At 46.4% G+C, this 21,000-nt stretch carries 11 protein-coding genes; 9 read left to right on the top strand and 2 right to left on the bottom strand.

Going from position 1 to position 21,000, the window contains the following annotated elements; translation table 11 throughout:
- The 9 genes from DDR33_RS00960 to DDR33_RS00920 form a co-directional block, all read left to right on the top strand.
- Positions 1-1,885: RagB/SusD family nutrient uptake outer membrane protein (locus DDR33_RS00960; RefSeq protein WP_109414169.1), on the top strand; the 1,885-nt coding region annotated here is incomplete at its 5' end.
- Between the two features lie 22 nt (positions 1,886-1,907).
- Positions 1,908-3,098 (top strand): DUF4959 domain-containing protein, encoded by a 1,191-nt coding sequence (locus tag DDR33_RS00955; RefSeq protein WP_109413887.1) that lies wholly within the window; start codon positions 1,908-1,910, stop codon positions 3,096-3,098.
- Positions 3,099-3,134: 36 nt separating this feature from the next.
- Positions 3,135-4,349, top strand: coding sequence for a DUF4998 domain-containing protein (locus tag DDR33_RS00950; protein ID WP_109413886.1), 1,215 nt, complete (start codon positions 3,135-3,137; stop codon positions 4,347-4,349).
- Positions 4,350-4,420: 71 nt separating this feature from the next.
- On the top strand, positions 4,421-7,330 hold the full coding sequence (locus DDR33_RS00945) for a discoidin domain-containing protein (protein ID WP_202913623.1): 2,910 nt from the start codon (positions 4,421-4,423) through the stop codon (positions 7,328-7,330).
- Positions 7,331-7,406: 76 nt separating this feature from the next.
- Positions 7,407-9,554 (top strand): alpha-galactosidase, encoded by a 2,148-nt coding sequence (locus DDR33_RS00940; RefSeq protein ID WP_202913622.1) that lies wholly within the window; start codon positions 7,407-7,409, stop codon positions 9,552-9,554.
- Positions 9,555-9,564: 10 nt separating this feature from the next.
- On the top strand, positions 9,565-11,157 hold the full coding sequence (locus DDR33_RS00935) for a glycoside hydrolase family 43 protein (protein ID WP_109413883.1): 1,593 nt from the start codon (positions 9,565-9,567) through the stop codon (positions 11,155-11,157).
- Between the two features lie 47 nt (positions 11,158-11,204).
- Positions 11,205-13,469 carry a glycoside hydrolase family 3 N-terminal domain-containing protein gene (locus DDR33_RS00930; RefSeq protein WP_109413882.1) on the top strand — a complete coding sequence of 755 codons (2,265 nt, stop codon included), beginning with the start codon at positions 11,205-11,207 and terminating at the stop codon, positions 13,467-13,469.
- A 184-nt stretch (positions 13,470-13,653) separates the two neighbouring features.
- Positions 13,654-16,935 carry a SusC/RagA family TonB-linked outer membrane protein gene (locus DDR33_RS00925; RefSeq protein WP_109413881.1) on the top strand — a complete coding sequence of 1,094 codons (3,282 nt, stop codon included), beginning with the start codon at positions 13,654-13,656 and terminating at the stop codon, positions 16,933-16,935.
- Between the two features lie 19 nt (positions 16,936-16,954).
- Positions 16,955-18,328 carry a RagB/SusD family nutrient uptake outer membrane protein gene (locus DDR33_RS00920; RefSeq protein ID WP_109413880.1) on the top strand — a complete coding sequence of 458 codons (1,374 nt, stop codon included), beginning with the start codon at positions 16,955-16,957 and terminating at the stop codon, positions 18,326-18,328.
- A 78-nt stretch (positions 18,329-18,406) separates the two neighbouring features.
- Here DDR33_RS00920 and DDR33_RS00915 read toward each other — a convergent pair whose 3' ends face one another.
- Both DDR33_RS00915 and ccsB read right to left on the bottom strand, forming a co-directional pair.
- On the bottom strand, positions 18,407-18,835 hold the full coding sequence (locus tag DDR33_RS00915; RefSeq protein WP_238387611.1) for a nuclear transport factor 2 family protein: 429 nt from the start codon (positions 18,833-18,835) through the stop codon (positions 18,407-18,409).
- 418 nt (positions 18,836-19,253) lie between these two features.
- On the bottom strand, positions 19,254-21,000 hold a 1,747-nt coding region (gene ccsB / locus DDR33_RS26565), incomplete at its 5' end, for a c-type cytochrome biogenesis protein CcsB (RefSeq protein WP_238387610.1).

Here is a 21,000-nt window from a genome sequence, read left to right as displayed (position 1 = left end):
TTATGTTCTCCTGCTACTGTGTGCGGCATTGCTCTCTGCCTGCAAGAACTATCTCGATATTGTTCCTGATAATGTAGCCACTATAGATAATGCGTTTAGTAACAGAAAAGAGGCGGAAAAATACCTTTACACCTGTTATTCTTATCTCCCATGGCATAACACAGCATCCGGAAATGTAGGTTTCCTCGGCGCCGACGAGTTGTGGACGCCTGGTTATGATTCCTTCTCCACTTGGGAGATTGGCAGGGGGAACCAGAATATTAATGATCCATATATGAATTTCTGGGAGGGGCGTGGTGGTGCCAGGGATTTCTACAACGCGATACGCGATTGTAATATCTTCCTCGAAAACGTATCAGACAACAGTAAAGTGAATGATTTGGGTTCTTCGATGCGGAAACGCTGGCTGAGCGAGGTGATGTTTCTTAAAGCTTACTACCACTTTTACCTCTTTAGAATGTATGGGCCTATCGTTATTGCCGATAAGAATGTACCTGTTACAGCATCGGCAGATGCTGTAAAGCAAAAGCGCGCACCGGTGGACGAGGTAGTAAAGTATATTACCGGGCTGCTGGACAGTGCTGCGGCAGGTCTGCCTGATGTTGTGACAGACAGATCAAGCGAACTCGGAAGGGTAACCAGGCCGGCCGCCCTCACTCTTAAGGCGAAGCTATTGCTGACCGCTGCCAGTCCTTTGTTTAACGGAAATCCAGACTATGTGAATTTTAAGGACAAGGAGGGAGGACAACTGTTCAATCCACAGTTTAGTGAAGATAAATGGCAGGCAGCTGTTACAGCCTGTAAGGAGGCCGTCGATGTTTGTACGACAGCGGGCATCAAACTTTATGAGTTTTCTACTTTCTATAAACTCAGTGATACGACGAAGATACAGATGAGTATCCGCAACAGTGTGTGTGAAAAATGGAGCCAGGAGCTGATATGGGGACTTTCTGCCCGTACGGCCAATGAGATTCAGGTTGATTGCATGGCCCGCATCGACCCGTCTTATCTTGCAAATATGTGGAGTTCCCGTGAGCGGATCACTCCCACCCTACAGGCGGCTGCTTTCTTTTACACGGATAAAGGGGTACCCATCAATGAGGACCGTACCTGGAAGTATGGAACGCGGTACTTATTACGGACAGCCGCTTCTGCAGAACGCTTTAATATCATTAATGGCTATGAGACAGCAGAGTTTAATTTTAACCGTGAACCCCGGTATTATGCTGATATCGCTTTTGATGGTGCCGTATGGTATATGGAAAATAGCAGGAACAGTACAGATGCCGATACATGGACAGTCAGGGCAAAGAAGGGGCAGCCTCAGTCGCAGTTGGGTGCCTACAATTACTCAGTTACCGGACTTTGGGCAAAAAAACTCGTCAACTGGAAATTCGTAATGAAGGAGTCCTCTCATACCCTGGAGCAGTATCCGTGGCCTGAAATGCGTCTTGCCGACCTCTACCTGATGTATGCGGAAGCACTGAACGAAGTTGGCAGAGGAGATGAAGCGATGGAATGGCTCGACAAGGTCAGGGCCCGGGCGGGACTTAAAGGAGTGAAGGAGTCATGGACTAACTACTCGGTAAACAGGAATAAGTTTACAACCAGGCAGGGATTAAGGTCAATTATTCAGCAGGAACGGAGCATCGAGTTGGCATTTGAAGGCCAGCGGTTTTGGGATTTAAGGAGATGGAAAACTGCTGATGTTGTACTGAACCAGGCAATACAGGGTTGGACAATCGACCAGGAAGGGGCTGTCGGTTACTATCGTCCCCGGTTACTTTATAACCAGCGCTTCATAGCTCCGAGGGACTATCTGTGGCCGCTGAGACAGGATGAATTGATCATTAACACTAACCTGGTTCAGAACCCCGGTTGGTAACTCACTATCTAAATTTCTGACAATGAGAGTAAAGCAACTTATTATCGTTATAAGCTTCCTTGGCTTTTTTATAAGCAGTTGTAAGGAAGACCAGCTGGCGCCTATTGAGAAGGATGATACAGCTCCCGCCCCAGTTACTAATGTGGCGATGGAAAGCATTCCCGGTGGTGCAAGAATAAGCTACAGTCTTCCAAAGGAAGATGATCTTTTATATGTTCTGGCCACGTACAAACTTGGAGATAACAAAAAGCGCGAATTTAAATCCTCATTCTACACCAATAATGTAGTAGTGGAAGGCTTTCCGGATACTGAAACGCACGACGTAGAATTGTACTGTGTGGATAAAAGCGGTAACAGGTCGATAGCTGTTCACGTTGACGTAAAGCCGGCTACTCCCCCGGTAACAGAAACCTACGAGTCGTTAGAAGTTATCCCGGATTTTGGCGGTATTAACATTAGTTTTAAGAATAGCAGCAAAGCAGACCTGGCTATATATGTAACTACTCCGGATTCAACCGGAAAAATGGCGATTGCCTCCACCTTTTATACAGCCAGGGCAAATGGCGCTTTTTCAGTTCGGGGATTTAAGGCGGAATCACGCAGGTTTGGCATCTACATCGTGGACAAGTGGTCTAATTTCTCACAGATCAGAGAGACAGAACTTACACCTATTTATGAGATCATGCTGGATAAGAGCAAGTTCAGGGAGGTGATCCTTCCGGGCGATTCGCCTACTAACGCTTTTGATGGTGCTATGCGCAATATATGGGATGGGAAAGTCCTTCCGGACGGGCCTAACTGCGGCGCCCATACAGGAACAGGGTCAACTGGAGTAGCCAGGTATTTCACGTTTGATATGGGGACAACCGCTCAGTTGAGCCGTTTTTCGCTCCAGGCGATTGCTGATGATAAGCATTGGTTCAATGATGTGACCCCCAAGCGATATGAGATCTGGGGTGCTCTGAGCCCTGATCCGGGAGGGAGCTTTGACGGCTGGACGAAGCTGCTTACCGTCACTTCTGTAAAACCATCCGGGCTTCCTACGGGCATCCTTACTGAAGATGACCGCGTTGCCGGAAGAATAGGTGACGAGGCGAACGTACCGCTCGATCTTCCCAAAGTCCGGTATATCAGGATCCGTTGCCTCGAGAACTGGTCGGGCAACACCAATATGGCTTTCTCTGAAATAACTTTCTGGGGAAATGATAAGTAAGGAACACACTGCAATGGCAGATAAAAGACTGTATATATGAAACTAAAAACCAATTTAACAGTATTGGCACTGGCATTTGTTCTGCTGGTGATTGCCTCCTGTTCCAAAATGGACGATTACCTTAAGTATACGGGTGGCAAAGAAATGGTATACACCGGGAAAGTCGATTCCGTCAAGGCGCGTTCAGGAAGAGAACGGGTGGTTATCACCGGTCTGCTCACCTCTGATCCGAATATCACCAGGGTGAAGATCTTTTATAATCAGAGACGCGATTCAATCTTGTTAGATATCAGCCGGTCCCTGGGGGTTGACACGCTGAATGTTCCTGTATCTCTTCCTGAAGGGAGCCACAATTTTGAGATCATTTCATATGATAGCAAGGGAACTCCATCTGTTAAGGTGCTGGTTACGGGCCGCTCTTACGGTGCTACTTACCAGGAAAGCCTCTTCAACCGGGTGATTAAGAATGCGGAGAAGCAGGGGAACGACGTATTTATTAATCTTTACAGTGGAGATGTCGCTTCTCCTTTCACAAAATTTACCTACACGGATGTGAATGATAAAGAGAAGTCAGTCCTGGTAACCAACGACAGTAGCCGCGTAGTGCTGAAGAACTATAAAAGCATGTCGAAGTTCAGAATGCAGACTTTCTTTCTGCCTGATACAATGGCTATCGATACATTTTATGCCGCGCCGGAGATGATCGCTGTTTCGGAAGATGTCACAAGCTTCTATATTAAGAATTCAGGGCAGCCCTTTCTGAGGAGTGATAATGGTACCGGTAAATGGGGGATAATTAAAGACTGGTTGTATACGCCAAATGTCCTGAACCAGAACGGAAACACGGCGGGCGGGTGGTCGACCGATGGTACTCCGAAAGGTGTTATTCACTTTGAATCAAAAGACTGGGGCGGCGAAGGCCTGACAAACGGCAAGATCTATCAGACCTTTATGTTAGCGGAAGGCAAATACGAAATGGAGTATTACAGCGATGGCTGTGGCGGCTCCATCAACTCTAATTTTGTCGTTGCCAGAGGCAATGTACTTCCTGACATCGACAAGCTGGATGATCAGAACGAAGTTCTCGGGGCCTACCGTTCAAATGAAAATAATACAGCAGGAACTCACAAAATTGAATTCGCTCTGAATCAACCTGTGCAGGTTGCTGTAGGGTGGGTAGTAAGTACCGGTTCAACTACCTGGCTGCATTTTAATTATATCAAGCTCCGGATTGTGGCGGAGCTGCAATAATGATTTAAATCTGAAACACTATGTTAATAACACGCACACACTTACAGATCAAAACAATTCTGATTTTTTTAATGATAGTCATACTTGGGCCCGTTTCACGGGCCCAGTATAACCTATCACTGAACAGCGACGCGGGACACGAGTGGCGGGTTAAGCGTGAAGCTGAAACCGGAAGTGATATCATGAAGGTTCAGCAGGATGCACAGCAACAGCAGGGATGGGTAAAAGCAAAGGTGCCGGGGACAGTTTATGCAGCCTATGTTGAGCAGGGACTTGAGAAGGATCCTAACTTCGGGGATAACATCTGGAATGCGGACAGAGCGAAGTTCGATCAGCGTTTCTGGTATATTACCTCCTTTAGAGTGCCTTCCTCTTTTAGCCGGGAGAAAACCTGGTTAATTTTCAACGGTGTCAACCGGAATGCAGAGGTCTACCTGAATGGCAGAAAGCTGGGGGAAGTAAACAACTTTATGCATAAACAAAAGTTCGACGTAAGTGCTCTCATTACGAAAAATGGAGAGAACCAGCTTGCTGTGCTGATTGATATCCCAAAGAAACCGATGGCGAATTATGCAAGTCCCACTTATGTGTCGAGTGCCGGATGGGACTGGATGCCCTACATCCCCGGCCTCAATTCAGGGATAACTGATAAAGTATTCCTAACCAATACAGGAGATCTTACAATTGAGGACCCGTGGATTCAAACAAAACTTCCTACTAATGCCCGGGCCGATCTTGAAGTGTCTTTTGATGTGAGAAATGCCACAGGAAATCAGCAGCAGGCAATTGTGAAGGGGCTGATAAACCCTGGAAATATTACATTCAGCCAGAAAGTTACTGTTGAACCCGATATCGTGACCTCCGTGAAATTAGATAAGGAACAGATCGCTGCACTGGCGATCCATAATCCGAAGCTCTGGTGGCCTAACGGGTATGGTAATCCTAATCTCTATACCTGTAAGCTTAGTTTGCAGACCGACGCAGGGGTTGCAGATGAAACGACTGTTACCTTCGGAATAAAAAGATACAGTTACGACACAAGGGATAGTGTTCTGCACATTTACATCAATGATAAGCCCCTGTTTATAAAAGGAGGAAACTGGGGCATGTCTGAATACATGCTGAGGTGTCAGGGGAAGGAATACGATACGAAGGTCCGCCTGCATAAGGAGATGAACTTCAACATGATCAGGAACTGGATCGGTTCGACCACGGATGAAGAGTTTTATGAAGCCTGTGACAGGTATGGAATCATGGTATGGGATGATTTCTGGCTGAACTCGAATCCAAATTTACCAAGAGACGCCAGTGAGTTTAATTCTGCCGTCATCGAAAAAATTAAGCGGCTCAGAAACCATCCTTCAGTGGCTGTTTGGTGCGGTGATAATGAAGGCTGGCCCGAGGCGCCTCTGAACAACTGGATCAGGGAAAATATCAGGGTTTACGATGGCGATGCGCGCTATTACCAGGCTAATTCACATGCAGATAACCTTTCCGGGAGCGGCCCATGGGCGAACAAGGACCCAAAATATTATTTTACAAAATATCCGACAGGTCTTGGAGGAAATGACGGCTGGGGATTTCGTACCGAATTGGGAACTGCAGTATTTACCAATGTTGAAAGTTTCAAAAAGTTTATCCCTAAGGAGCACTGGTGGCCAAGGAACAGTATGTGGGACAAGCATTATTTCGGTCCATGGGCCTTCAATGCAGATGCTGATTTCTATGTTAAAACAATTGAGACAAAATACGGGAAACCTCATAGCATTGAAGAATTCTGCCGGAAAGCACAGCTGGTGAATATTGAAACCAACAAGGCCATGTACGAAGGCTGGCAGGACCATATATGGGATGATGCATCGGGTATTATGACCTGGATGAGTAACGCTTCCCTGCCTTCGCTCATCTGGCAGACCTATGATTATTATTACGATCTTACAGGAGCCTTCTGGGGAATAAAAAAAGCCTGTGAGCCTTTGCACATTCAATGGAATCCGGTTACTAATGAGATAAGGGGTATTAACACGACTGGCCGGGATGCTGATGACTTAACAGCGGAAGCGGAAGTCTATAACCTCAATGGTGTAAAAGTGGGTAAATACAGTCTATCAGGCAGAGGAGACATTCCGTCAAACAGTGCTGCTACTTTTTTCAGACTGCCCTTCAGGCAGGAGAACCTCGATCTGGCCCGCGGTAAAGATGTTTATTCTTCCTCATCGTCACATGGCCAGCCGCGCCTGGTTGCTGATGGAAAGGCTGATACCCGTTGGGCAAGTGAACCGTCTGACAATCAATGGATATATGTGGATCTTGAAAAACAGGAAACCATCCGTGGGGTGAAGCTGAACTGGGAGCAGGCATACGCAAGAACGTTTAAAGTTCAGGTTTCGGATAACGCGAAAGATTGGACCGATGTAACGAAGGCACTGGCGGGAAAGCCGGGAGAGCAGGATGTGATGTTCAGTGATGAACAGAAAGCCCGGTATGTACGCATAGCCTGCCTGACACGTGCTACGTCCTGGGGATTTTCTCTCTGGAGCATGGAAGTACTCGGAGGAAACGTAACCGATAAGGAACTTACTGCGGTCCATTTTCTGAAACTTAAATTGAAAGATCAGAAAGGGAACTTAATATCAGATAATTTTTACTGGAGAGCCAGCAGCGGAAATGATTTTACGGCGTTGAACTCACTTCCGAAGGTAAATTTGAAAGTGAGCCAGACTGAAAAGAGATCCGATAACAGGTGTTACCTCAGAGCCACCATCTCAAATCCGTCATCATCTCCTGCTATAGCATTTGCTGTAAGGGTTCAGGCTGTAAAGGCCGGTACAGGAGAGCAGATACTCCCTGCTATTGTCAGCGATGGTTATTTTTCTCTCCTGAAAGGGGAATCAAAAGATATCACTGTCGAATTCGATGCTGCCCTGCTCGGTAATGATCGTCCGTTATTGAAAGTGGAGCCTTTTAATAATACTAAATAACGAAATAGAAGATGATATGATGTATTTTCCCTCTAGGTGTTTCACGGTTGTTTTGTTCTTTACCGGTCTTTCACTCATGATCCCACACCCTTCAGTTGCTCAGGAGACGACTATTCCGATCCTTACAGAAAATAACGCACTTGTGCTGCGTGCTGGAAAAAATGGTGATCTCGGTGTGATCTTTCTTGGCCGTAAGCTCAGTAATGCTGCCGAATACGATGAAGTTCCCGGAATGTTCAGGCAGGGCGATGATTACACGAATAGCTTGAATGCTGCTTATACGCCCTCGGGAGCCAGAAATCTCCTGGAACCGGCGATTACCGTCACCCATTCGGATGGCAACAACTCTCTGGATTTACGTTACGTAAGCCATCGTTTTACGAAAGTAGATGAAAACGTGTCGCTCTTATCGGTAGAGTTGAAGGACCCTGTATACCATTTCGATGTGACTCTTTTTTATAAATCTTATTACAGGGAGGATGTGATTGAACAATGGAGTGAGATCCGCCACAGGGAGAAAGGGAATGTACTGCTTCAAAAATATGCTTCCGCCAATCTTTATCTTAAAGGAGATCGTTACTGGCTGAAACAATACCATGGAGACTGGGCCAGGGAGATGCAGCCGGAGGAAAGTCAGCTGACACATGGAATAAAAACCATCGATTCGAAGCTGGGCACCCGGGCCAACCTGTTCCAGTCTTCGTCTTTTATGATCTCTCTTGGTACACCTGCAACAGAAGATGAGGGGGCCGTCTTTTATGGTTCTCTGGAATACAGCGGAAACTTCAGAGTTGACCTGGAGCTTGACTATCTCAATAATCTCCGTATTATAGCCGGCATTAATAATTACGCATCCGCTTATACCCTGAAACCAGGTGAAAGCTTTGTGACACCGGTCTTCTTATATACTTTCTCCGATAAGGGAAAGGGGGTTGCAAGCAGGCAATTGCAGCGGTGGGCTCGCACCTACAAGCTTGTTGACGGTAACGGCGACCGGCAGGTTCTGCTTAATAACTGGGAAGCCACCTATTTCGACTTCAATGAAACCCGTCTTGCAGAGCTGATAAAAGATTCGAAAAAACTGGGGGCTGACTTGTTTCTGCTTGACGACGGATGGTTCGGCAATAAATATCCCAGAAATGATGACCGGGCAGGATTGGGAGACTGGCAGGAAAACAAGATAAAGCTCCCCAATGGCATCAGTTCGCTGGTCAGGGAGGCTCAGAACACGGGCGTAAAGTTTGGAATCTGGATTGAACCGGAAATGGTCAATCCTAAAAGCGAATTCTATGAGAAACACCCTGGATGGGTGGTAAAACAACCAGCCCGCGCAGAACATTATTTCAGAAATCAGCTGGTGCTGGATCTTTCGAACCCGGAAGTACAGGATTTTGTATTTGGTGTCGTAGATCACCTGTTCACAGAGAATCCCACCCTGGCTTATATCAAGTGGGATTGCAATGCAGTGATCTATAATGCTTATTCTACCCATCTTCGCAATCAGTCACACTTCTATATTGAATATGTAAGGGGTTTATATCGAGTGCTTGAAAGGATTCGGCTGAAGTATCCGAAGGTGCCCATGATGCTATGCTCCGGCGGTGGCGGCAGGGTCGACTATGCGGCATTAAAGTATTTTACAGAATTCTGGCCAAGCGACAATACTGATCCGGCAGAAAGGATCTTTATCCAGTGGGAATATTCTTATTTCTATCCTGCCGTCAGTTCTTCTAACCATGTTACAGACTGGGGAAAACAGCCTGTTAAGTTCAGGACTGATGTGGCCATGATGGGAAAGCTGGGATTTGATATTGTAGTTTCCAAACTATCTGAAAATGATCTCCGCTTTTGCCAGGAAGCCATCTCAAATTACAAATCATTGAAAGATATCATCTGGCATGGCGATCAATACAGACTGGTTAGCCCCTGGGAGAGTGAGTTTGCTTCACTGATGTATATAAACCCCGAACGAACCCGTGGTGTAATTTTCAATTACCTGGTTAGCAGTCGGTATGGATCCGGGAGTAAGCTGCCGGTGAAGCTTAAGGGGCTCGATCCAGCCAGGAAGTATCGTATCCGGGAGATTAATCTTTATCCGGGGATCTCCTCTCTTATTGAAGGTGAAAAGTCTTATTCCGGTGATTTCTTGATGAAAGTCGGTTTCAACCCCCAGGTCAACTCTGGAAGAACCAGCGTTGTTTTACAGTTTGAGGAGGTGTTGTAATCAGGAAAGTATGAAAAGAGTAAAGCAGTTTTTCAGAAATGGCACTCTTGTTCTGGCATTCATCTTTGCCGGCAGAGAAAGCTATGCTCAGGCGTGGTTCTCCGACAATGGCGACGGTACCTATAAGAATCCGGTTATTTATGCGGATTATTCCGACCCTGATGTGATTCGGGTGGGCGATACGTATTATATGATTGCATCCAGTTTTACCTGCCAGCCGGGGATACCGGTGCTCTCTTCAAAGGATCTCGTAAACTGGACTATCATCAACTATGTGTATCAGCGGTTGCCATTGCCTAAATACGAAACGGTGCAGCATGGACAGGGATCCTGGGCACCGTCCATTCGTTATCATGCGGGACGTTTCTTTGTGTTTTTCTGCACGCCTGAGGAAGGCCTGTTTATGGCTGTTACGACTAATCCGGCAAAAAAGTGGGATTTACGATTAGTTCATGAAGCCAGAGGTTGGGAGGACCCTTGTCCGTTCTGGGATGATAACGGTGAAGCCTATCTGCTTCACGGGATGCTTGGAGGCGGGCCTGCTATCCTTCATAAAATGTCAGCTGATGGCCATGCACTGCTTGACAGCGGTGTATTGATCTATCAGGACAATAAGCGGCAGCCGGTCCTTGAAGGTTTTAAATTTATGGATAAAAGGGACGGTTACTATTATTTCTCAGCCCCCGCAGGTGGAGTGGCTACAGGCTGGCAGTCCGTATTCCGTTCAAAAAATATCTATGGACCTTACGAAGACAGGATCGTACTGTCTCAGGGAAAAACTGCGGTTAATGGCCCTCATCAGGGGGGCATCGTGGAAACTCAAACAGGTGAATGGTGGTTCATCCACTTCCAGGACAGAGGCGCATTTGGACGTATAGCACATTTGCAGCCTGTTAAATGGAAAGAGGGATGGCCCGTCATCGGAAGAGATGATGACGGAGATGGAACAGGCGAGCCTGTCGCAGGAGGAAAAAAGCCGGTCACAGGTGGGAAAAAGTACCCTATCCGGGTGCCGAAAACTTCGGACGAGTTTAACGAAAAACCCCTGGGTCTGCAATGGCAGTGGCAGGCAGCACCCCGTTCCGAATGGTATAGCCTTGAGAAGAACAGGGGCTGGCTGAGGCTGGCGGCTGCTTCCGGTTCTGAGATAACAAATATTCCTAATGTGCTTCTTCAAAAATTTCCGGCACCGGCTTTCTCAGCGACAACCAGGATGGCTTTTTCGGCTGTATTGCAGGGAGAACGGGCTGGTCTGGTAGTGATGGGGAATTATTATACCTGGCTCTGCCAGGAAAAGCGTGAGGATGGAATTTACCTCGTATTGTATGAAGGGGAGAGGTCCGGCGGAAAAGAAGAGATGCGCATGATCGCCGTAGTGAAGGACGATTCAAAAGTCATCTGGCTTAGGGCTTCCATTGACCGGAATGCAATGGTGTCTTACTCCTATAGCTCTGACGGCGATACCTTTACTTCATTTGGTACGCCTCTCCGGGCTGCTCAGGGAACGTGGATTGGAGCGAAGATCGGTCTTCTCTGTACATCGCCTGGACCAGCGGTTACCGGGGGACACGCCGACTTCGATTTTTTCAGGATATCAAATTAACAATTGTGAAACAGCTAAACTGTTTCCGGACTCTTTAACTAAAATCAATGAAATTCAGTTTGTTCATACTCTTCTTTTTTTTCTCTCAGACTATTGTTGCAGGAATTCCTGATCAACCAGTGTATAAGAATAAGACTGCACCGGTTAAAGAAAGGGTAGAGGATCTGTTGTCAAGAATGACACTAAAGGAAAAGATCCTTCAGTTGCAGAACCGTGCGTGCGGTAAAGCCGGTGAGATTAGCCGGATCTTTAATGGTGAGAGCTACGGATGTACCCATGAAATGAGCATGAACGCACAGGACTGCTCCGATATGTATCAGAAGCTTCAGAACTACATGCTTAATGAAACGAGACTGGGCATCCCTGTTTTAACAGCGGCTGAGGGGATTGAAGGTATTCTGCAGAATGGTTCCACTATTTTTCCACAAGCCATTGCCCAGGGCAGCACCTTTAATCCGGAGTTGATTACCAGGATGACGGAAGCAGCTGGTGAAGAGGCAAGTGTGATGGGGATCCATCAGATCCTGTCTCCTGTACTCGATATTGCCCGCGAACTTCGCTGGGGAAGGGTGGAGGAAACCTTTGGAGAAGATCCCTTCCTGATAGGTGAAATTGCTACAGCCTTTGTAAAAGGGTATCAGAAGCATCACATTACCTGTACCCCTAAACACTTCTTAGCACATGGCAGTCCTTCGGGCGGCTTAAATTGCGCCAACGTTAGCGGAGGCGAACGCGAACTCAGAAGCCTCTACATGTATCCCTTTAAAAAGGTTATTGCTGCAGCAAATCCCTTGTCGCTTATGTCATGCTACAGCGCTTATGATGGCTTGGCGGTAACCGGCTCCTCTTATTATATGACAGATATCCTGCGTGGCGAGCTTGGTTTCAGGGGATATGTTTATTCCGACTGGGGATCTGTTGAAAGGCTGAAAACGTTCCATCAGGCAGTAGAAACCCGGGAGGAAGCAGCGATGATGGCACTTATTGCCGGAGTTGATCTCAACGTGGATTCATCTTTTGAAACTCTTGAGAAGATGGTAGAAAGCGGAAAGCTGGACCTCAAATATATTGATCAGGCGGTTCGGAGAGTGCTGACCGTTAAGTTTGAGCTGGGACTGTTTGATGCTGTCGGTGCAAAGCCGGAAAAAGTTAATAAGGTGGTAAGGAGTGCTGCAAAGGTTGCTTTATCTAAAGAAGTTGCCGACGAAAGTGCCATCCTGCTCAAAAACGATCATCAGATACTACCATTAAATTTATCGAAATATAAATCTGTTGCGGTGGTTGGACCAAATAGCAATCAGACGATCTTTGGAGATTATTCCTGGACTTATGGTGATGCCAAAGAAGGAGTTACCTTATTGGCTGGCCTGCAACAGGTAATAGGAAATAAAACAGTGCTGCGGCATGCTGAGGGTTGTGATTGGTGGAGCAGGAACAAGAACGGCATAGCTGAGGCTGTGAAGGCAGTAGAAGCCAGTGACCTGGCAATAGTCGCGATAGGTACCCGGAGTACCTTTCTTGGTCGCAGCCCGAAAAATGTTACATCAGGTGAAGGATTCGACCTTTCATCGCTTGAACTGCCAGGGGTGCAGGAGGATTTGCTGAAAGCTGTTAAGGCTACCGGGAAGCCAATGGTGGTGGTGTTTATTGCCGGAAAACCACTTGCCATGCCATGGGTGAAGGAAAATGCAGACGCTGTAATTGTACAATGGTACGGAGGCGAACAGCAAGGGCGCTCTCTGGCTGACATACTGACCGGGGCTGTAAATCCTTCTGGCCGTTTGAACATATCGTTTCCCCGGAGTACGGGCAACACGCCATGCTTCTATAATCATTTTGTCACTGACCGAGAAGAACCTTTCGACCGCCCGGGCACACCAGATGAGCCTAAAGGGCATTATATCTTCGATATTCCTGATCCACTCTGGAATTTTGGCTCGGGTCTGAGCTATACCACATTTAATTACACCGGCTGTAGTCTGAAAGACTCTGTATTTACAGAAGATGATACAGTCAGAGTAGAGGTAGAAGTAGAAAATACAGGAACCCGTGACGGAAAAGAAGTAGTACAGCTCTATGTACGAGATAAATTCAGTTCTGTCGCTACCCCTATTCAGCAACTTAAAGCATTCAGAAAAGAACTTATAAAAGCCGGCAAACGAATGAAGATACTTCTTGAGGTGCCTGTTTCTGAACTTGGTTTATATAATGACAGAATGCAATATGTGGTAGAGCCCGGAGAGTTCGAAATTCAGGTTGGAAGCGCTTCTGACAATATTCATTTTAAAAAGACTATCAAAGTAGTGAGGTGATGAATATGCGTTTAGAAGAGTCTGGTGATGGTTTTTTCGGCATTTTGCAGCGCTCCTCTACAATCCAGAGAATAATTCAAATCCAGCCCTTTCTGATTAAGTCATTGTTTTTCATTTCTTTGAGGCGACATTCTATAAAGCGGTCTGGTTTTTAACAACCTACCGGAAACATCACCCTATCGAAATGAAAACAAGTTACTCTCTCTTCCTGGTCCTCCTGTTTTCCGGACCAGGAACTTTTTTGCGGGCACGCCCGCTTATCACGGTATCTCCGCATCCTTTGTTATCCGGGGTTCAACAGGATACAAGCCGCACTGATACAGTCTCGCGTGATACAGTAAAAACAGATACCACGCGCACCGGTAGGCCTCCTTTACCGGTCCAGCCGGGCGGTGTTGATTCGGTTAAGAAAACACCGGACTCATCAGCAACGACTGCTCCCCCGACATCACCTGTGTCGTCGCCTACAGGCTCTGTACCTGAAAAAGACACCACCCAGGCCCGGGGGCCGCAAATTACCGGGACTGTCACAGATGCCAAAGGTCCTTTACCGGGAGTTGGCGTTACCGTAAAAGGATCTGAGGTAAAATCAATTACTGACGTGAACGGAAACTATAGGATTAATGCTCCTGCCAATGCTGTACTCGTCTTTTCGTTCATCGGTTACAATACGAGGCAGGTTTCTGTCAATAGCCGGAAAACGGTGAATGTGGTGCTAGGTACTGCAGCAAAGGCCCTGAAGGAGGTTCAGGTCGTGGCTACAGCATACGGAACGGTGGACCGGGCCAAGCTTACGAGTGCTGTTTCGAGCATTGGTGCCAATGAGATCAAGAATGATGTGCTTCCCACTATTACTCAGGCTATCCAGGGAAAAGCCGGAGGTGTTCAGGTAACACAGAAATCGGGTTCCCCCGGAGGTGGGCTGAATATCAGGGTAAGAGGAACCACTTCTATTAATGCCAGTTCAGATCCGCTTTATGTGGTTGACGGGATTCCGGTTAACAGCACAACGAATTTTACCGGCGGGAGTGATTTTAACTTTGGAGGGGGAACACAGGGGATTAATATCCTTTCATCTATTAATCCCTCCGATGTACAATCAGTGGAAGTACTGAAGGACGCTGCTTCTTCATCTATTTATGGTGCGAGGGCGGCAAACGGAGTTGTCCTGATTACGACGAAGAAAGGCCAGCCGGGTAAAAGCGTTTTTAGTTTTAACGCCTACGAGGGGTTTTCACAGGTCCCGCGTGAGCGCTGGTACGACATGATGAATACAACACAGTACCAGGACTATATGCGCGATTATTATAAATGGCGTCTGGATGACGACGGAAACTCAAGCCCGGTACCGGATGCCATCCTGGCTAATCCGAATGTCAATACAGACTGGCAGGATCAAATTTTCAGGACTGCTCAAACCCGTAACTATGAAATCGCTGCGCGTGGCGGATCTGAGAAGACGCAATACTATGCTTCTGTCGGATATATGAAACAAGGCGGAGTGATCAGAAATTCTGATTTTAGCCGTATCAGCGGAAGGCTGAACCTTGACCATCAGCATAATGAAAAGCTGAAATTTTCGGCAAGTGTCAACCTCACCAGGGCGCTAAATGACCGGGTGCAGGAGGAAAACTCTAAAGAGGGGGCAACTAAGAATGGAATTGTAACTCCGCCGAACCTTCCTGTTTACGACGGAAACGGGAATTATGTATTTGATCCGGTAAGCATCAGCCGCGAGAACCCCGTTGCGATGCTTGAGCTGCCGGTCAATCATGCAGAGACTTTTCGTGTCCTTGCCAGCGCTTCTGCCGAATATAAATTTACGCCGGAACTGGCGCTGAAAACAAGCTTTGGTACCGATATGAGCTTTATCGATGAGACGTTCTTTATGCCGCCAAACGGGATCCGCTCTTTTGCTTCGCAAGGCGGAATTGGTGCCCGGCGTGATACCAGGGATCAGTTGTGGATTAACGAGACAACCCTGACTTATGACAATACCTTTGGTGATCACCATCTGAATATTCTTGGTGGCGTTTCTGTTCAGGAGTCGAAGATAGAGTTCGTAGATGCCCGGCGTTCAAATTTCCCTTCTAACGACATTGAATATATATCTGCTGGGGGAGTGCTCACAGGTGCTAATTCATATCCGGAAGAATGGAGTATCGCATCCGTTTTTTCACGTGTGAATTATGATTACAAAGGACGATATCTCCTGACAGCCAATTTTCGTGTAGACGGATCTTCCCGGTTCGGAAGTAATAACCGCTATGGTACATTTCCCTCATTTGCAGCTGCCTGGCGTATTTCTGAAGAAGATTTTATGAAGAGCGCAGGTGCGGTCAGTAACCTGAAGCTAAGAGCGAGCTGGGGAATTACGGGTAACCAGAATATTCCTAATTATGCCAGCTATTCGTTGTATACAGCGGGTAGTAATTATCTGGGTTATTCCGGTTATGTTCCGAATGTCCTGGGTGATAAGAACCTGAAGTGGGAAACCACGAACCAAACGAATATTGGTATGGATCTTGGACTGTTTAATGGCCGGATCTCTTTGCTCGCTGATTATTATGTAAAGAATACCTCAGATCTGCTCGTTGGTATCACTGTACCGGGCAGTTCCGGTTTTCAGAACCGCTTTACCAATGTCGGAAAGATAAGGAACAAAGGCTTCGAGTTTGAACTGAGTACTCAAAACCTAATGGGTGCCTTAAGATGGTCGACGTCGCTAAACATGACATTCAACCGTAATAAAGTTGTATCCCTGCCCGGCGGTGAACTATATGGGGGGGTGGGCAACCTCAACATAGCCAGGGAAGGATTGCCGCTGGGGGCTTTTTACGGATGGAAGATGCATGGGGTAAACCTGGAAACAGGGCTGATTGATTTTGTGAAACAAGACGGATCTCTGGGGGCTCCTACCGACCCGGCTGACCGGGTTATCATAGGAGATCCGAATCCTGACTTTTTTGGTGGTATAACTAATACTTTCCAGTATAAGGGTTTCGATCTGAGCATTATGGGTCAGTTTTCTTATGGGAACGATATTTTCAACTACAACCTTGCAACGGGCCTTGGCGGAAGCAGTGTAAGCAGCAACGGCTTTACAGACTGGACTCGCCGCTGGAAACAGCCTGGAGATATCACAGATGTGCCAAGGCCTACTCCGGATAATTTGGATAATGCCGCCATTTCTGACCGCTTCGTTGAGAACGGGTCATTCTTCAGGATCAGGAATATTACCCTGGGATACACGTTTAACGATAAAATAGTTAAGAAGCTCAATTCATCCAGCCTGCGGGTATATGCCACGGTGCAAAATGCTTATGTATTTACCAAATATCGAGGTTACGATCCCGAGGTCAGTTCAAACCAGGGAGGTGCCAACCAGGGGCTGATCTATGGATATGACTATGGAAGTTATCCTCAGCCCAGAGTCTTTACTGCAGGAGTCAATTTAACCTTCTAGAACATCAATCAGACACTCCATGAAAACAATCTTAAGATATATAATAGCAGGTATAATGTTGTTCAGTATTACGTCCTGCGAAAAGTTTCTTGACAGAGAGCCCATCAGTCAGGTAACTCCTGAAAATTTCTTTACAAGTGAACAGAATGCTCAGTCGGCAGTGATGGGTATGTACCGGAGTATGTTAAGCCCATATTATTACGGTCAGACAATGATTATCATTCCTGAGTTTTCGGCAAATCACGTGAACCACGCTGCCAGCTATCCCGAGTTTGTAGAGTATAAGGAGAATCGTATCCGGGTAGATAATCCCTGGACCGGAAATTTATGGAATGCAGCCTATGCAACTATCAATGCAGCTAACAATATTATAAGCCGCGTGGCAGAGATGCCACAGGGCAGTATTTCTGAGGAGAAGAAATCTCAGTTTATACAGGAGGCTAAGTTTGTAAGAGGTCTGACTTATTTTAACCTGGTCAGGGCTTTTGGGAATATTCCGCTGGTTTTAACCCCGACTGCTGAAGATGAGGACCTGCAGGTTGCACAAAGTGCTGCGGACAAGGTTTACGAACAGATCATTGCCGACCTGAAAGAAACACTGAACTTGCCGGATTCGTATGCAAATGCGGCTGATACGAAGGGCAGAGCTACCGGGACTGCCGGGAAAGCCTTGCTGGCGAAGGTATACCTCTATCACGCAAAAACAACCGGTGATTATACAGAGGCTGCACGGCTGGCAGGAGAGGTGGTTGGTCAAAGCGGACTGAGCTTGCCGGGAGCTTTTGGGTCTGTGTGGACTGAGGAAAATACATCTGAATCGATTTTTGAACTGCAGTTTGACGAACAAGCCATAAATACTCTTGCCTCGGTAAGTAATCCAACGGCCTCTATGCTCTTTTATGCAGCTGGAGAGGAAATTGCCGGCATGTACGAAGCAAGTGATAAAAGAAAGGACTTTACAGTTTATCCCGGCGAGGGCGAAAATTCCGGAAGATATTACATTGGAAAATATCGGAATTACAGTCCAGCTATTCAAAACTTCCCCGTCATCAGGCTTGCAGAAATCCTGCTGATCCACGCAGAGGCAAAGGCCCGGGCTGATGGAAACGTAAGTTCTGCGGCGTGGAATTCTTTTAAGACAGTACGTGACCGTGCTGGTATTACCACACCCCAGGTATCTGCATTTGCTTCTGTTGCGGCATTTGTAACCGAAGTTCAAGAGGAGAAAAGGCGCGAAATGATGTTTGAGGGCGAGGCTTGGTTTGATTACTGCCGTACAGGACTTGCGTTGACAGAGATGATGAAAAACGCCAATCCCGACTATTTTCTTTATCCTATACCAGATGCACAGAGGTTGGTGAACCCTCTTCTACAACAGAACAAGGGATATTAAATCCGGTCCCAAAAAAGCCCGGTCTCAGATTTCCTGAGACCGGGCTTTTTTTTGGACTGTTCTGAACCGGAAGAACCGTTAATTAAAGACAGTTGACACGTTAGTGATCTTCCAGCCTTTATCGGTATTGCTGATAGTTACATAGTTAATCCTGGTGAACATGTCGTAGATCATGCTGACCTTTACAATGGATTGTGCGTCATTCTGCTCTACTACCGTAAAGTTGGTTTTACAGTTTTGCTGCATATTTTCAGATCCTTTGAGCGCCGCGAGCATTTGATTTTTGCTGAAGTTCACAATGTTCTGACCCTGCGTTACGGTGAATTTTACATCGTTCTCAAGAACCTCCGGAAGATCTTTGATCTTGCCCTGCGTCATTGCGTCAATGTAGGTTTGAACTGCATAGTTCATGCTTAGTTTCTGGTCTCTGGAAGTATCGTTATTTGCAAATGAGTTGAAAGAAAATATGATACAAAATGCGAGGATTATAGTTTTTAAAGTTTTCATAATGCTTGTATTTTCAGGTGATCTTTTTTTTATCAAAGTAAAGCATTGTCAAAATGAAAATCTACGTTTTTGAACTTCTCAGAGCACTTTTAGTAAATATTTAAGACTAAATCGTACTTGTTGAATTTCCTTTAATGAACCACCTTCATAACCTTTTTTTCTATTTCAGGGGGAGCCTAAAAATGATATTTTAACATTGTGATAAAGGTCACTTGCCGCCATTTTTGTATGACAATAAAGAACTCAGTTCTGTTTTTCTTCCTGAAATCAGTCCGGAAGAAGAGTAACTCAACAGGAAGAGATTTGAGTCCAAAGAATAAAAGCCTTTAAAAGCAAAACCTGCATGCAAAAAGAGGAAGATGGCTCCCATCTTCCTCTTAATATTAATACATTATATTTAAATGATTACCTTAAAACCTTAACGTGCCTGACTGTTTGTTCCTGTACCGGGCTTAAGCTTCCAGTTCCGGTACCGCCAATAAGACAAAGCCGCTACCAGAGCTATAATGGTTATTGCTATATATACCCACGAAGGTACGGGTACAGGATCTCCCTTAGCATATGAATGCAGGCCTGATAAATAGTAGTTAACGCCAAAATAGGTCATGATCACACTGGAGAAACTTATCAATGACAGCAGGTTAAATAGATATTTGCCCTGCATTTTCGGGATCAGCCGTACGTGCAGCACAAACGCGTAAATAATAACCGATATGAAAGCCCAGGTTTCTTTTGGGTCCCAGCTCCAGTACCGTCCCCAACTCTCGTTTGCCCAGATCCCTCCCAGGAAGGTCCCGACTGTGAGAAGAAAGAGACCAACGGTCAGTGACATTTCATTAACAATGGACAGCTCATTGACGGAGGAAATAAGTTTACCTTCAATTTTTTTGTTATTAACGATATACAGCAGAAGCACTACCATCCCTATTAAGGCACTTAACCCGAAAAAGCCGTAGCTTGACGTAATGATCGCTACGTGGATCATCAGCCAGTAGGACTTAAGGACAGGTACCAGCGGGGTGATCTGTGGGTTCATTTGAGAGCCTCCATGAGCAAACCCCATCAGCATAACGGCAATAAGACAGCCCGCAGCAGGAATGAAGGCGTTGTTGTTCCTGTAAAGGATGAGACCGGCGACGACCCCGGTCCAGCTGATAAACATCACCGCCTCATAGCCATTGCTCCAGGGCTCATGCCCTGAAATATACCACCTTATTCCCAGTCCGGCTGCCTGTATAAGGGCGCCAGCTGTTACCAGGATCAGCAATCCCGATATCAGCCTTTTAACAATCTTTGATTCTGTGAACAAGCGGGTAAATGCAAGTGCCAGTACAAGTGCTCCCAGTAGTGCATAAGCGATCATCAGTTTAAAGAAGATGTTCCATGTATTATAGCGCAGTTCCCATTTTACCTTTGCATCAGAAGGAATGATATCTTTTGCGAGGCGTTTCTGATTGTCTTTGAGTTGCTGCAAAAGCTGATCTGCCTTATTCCAGTTGTACGAAGAAGAGGTCATAATCACCTCCTTCAGGTAAACTGCAAAAAGATTATCTTTTATATTGGCATTATGTGCGTGATCAGCCCCCCACGAGATCCAGGTATTATTCGGGTCGCCCGGAACGGGAAGAACGCGCAGATACTGCCCGCTAAGAAGGTACTGCATCACCTGGAGTTTATCATTCAGTTCAATAAGCTCTTTATCGTAACTGTTCTGCTCGGAAGCTTTCCGCGCAAACGCTTTCTGATATTCAGCCTCCAGGACAAAATGTGGCTGCCCGTCAGGGCCGAATTCGAAAAGATTCACCAGGGATGTGTACCCTTCAGGAGTTGCTTTTACTGCTTTCATTAATTCCGGGCCTCCCCTTGGGTTCACCTTCACAAGAGGTACTCTTGCCCAGGCGATAGGTTCTGTAGATGCCGAAAGCAGGAATTGATTGGCGTCAAGGCCGTAAAAAGTATCTTTTTGGTAAAGCTTTCTCAGTATTTCCAGAGCAAGAGTGTTTACAGGCTCAATGCGGCCGTCAAAGTTCTGAACAAGCAGAGAGCCAAAACGTGCTGCGTGGTCTTTGTCAATCTTTATTGCTGCGGCAAATGCTTTCGGGTCATTGATCTGTTCCGGAATTTCAATGGGAGCTGCCGGATCTGTTTGTGCCGGTGCATGTTGA

Origin of the sequence: Pararcticibacter amylolyticus, assembly GCF_003130405.1 — a bacterium.
GTDB lineage: Bacteria > Bacteroidota > Bacteroidia > Sphingobacteriales > Sphingobacteriaceae > Arcticibacter > Arcticibacter amylolyticus.
The sequence above is the reverse complement of the archived record's forward strand: the minus strand, read 5'-3'. Positions and strand labels throughout refer to the sequence as shown.

Coding starts and splice junctions, on each gene's coding strand:
- DDR33_RS00955 (WP_109413887.1), top strand. CDS start 1,908: ATGAGAGTAAAGCAACTTATTATCGTTATAAGCTTCCTTGGCTTTTTT.
- DDR33_RS00950 (WP_109413886.1), top strand. CDS start 3,135: ATGAAACTAAAAACCAATTTAACAGTATTGGCACTGGCATTTGTTCTG.
- DDR33_RS00945 (WP_202913623.1), top strand. CDS start 4,421: ATGATAGTCATACTTGGGCCCGTTTCACGGGCCCAGTATAACCTATCA.
- DDR33_RS00940 (WP_202913622.1), top strand. CDS start 7,407: ATGATCCCACACCCTTCAGTTGCTCAGGAGACGACTATTCCGATCCTT.
- DDR33_RS00935 (WP_109413883.1), top strand. CDS start 9,565: ATGAAAAGAGTAAAGCAGTTTTTCAGAAATGGCACTCTTGTTCTGGCA.
- DDR33_RS00930 (WP_109413882.1), top strand. CDS start 11,205: ATGAAATTCAGTTTGTTCATACTCTTCTTTTTTTTCTCTCAGACTATT.
- DDR33_RS00925 (WP_109413881.1), top strand. CDS start 13,654: ATGAAAACAAGTTACTCTCTCTTCCTGGTCCTCCTGTTTTCCGGACCA.
- DDR33_RS00920 (WP_109413880.1), top strand. CDS start 16,955: ATGAAAACAATCTTAAGATATATAATAGCAGGTATAATGTTGTTCAGT.
- DDR33_RS00915 (WP_238387611.1), bottom strand. CDS start 18,835: ATGAAAACTTTAAAAACTATAATCCTCGCATTTTGTATCATATTTTCT.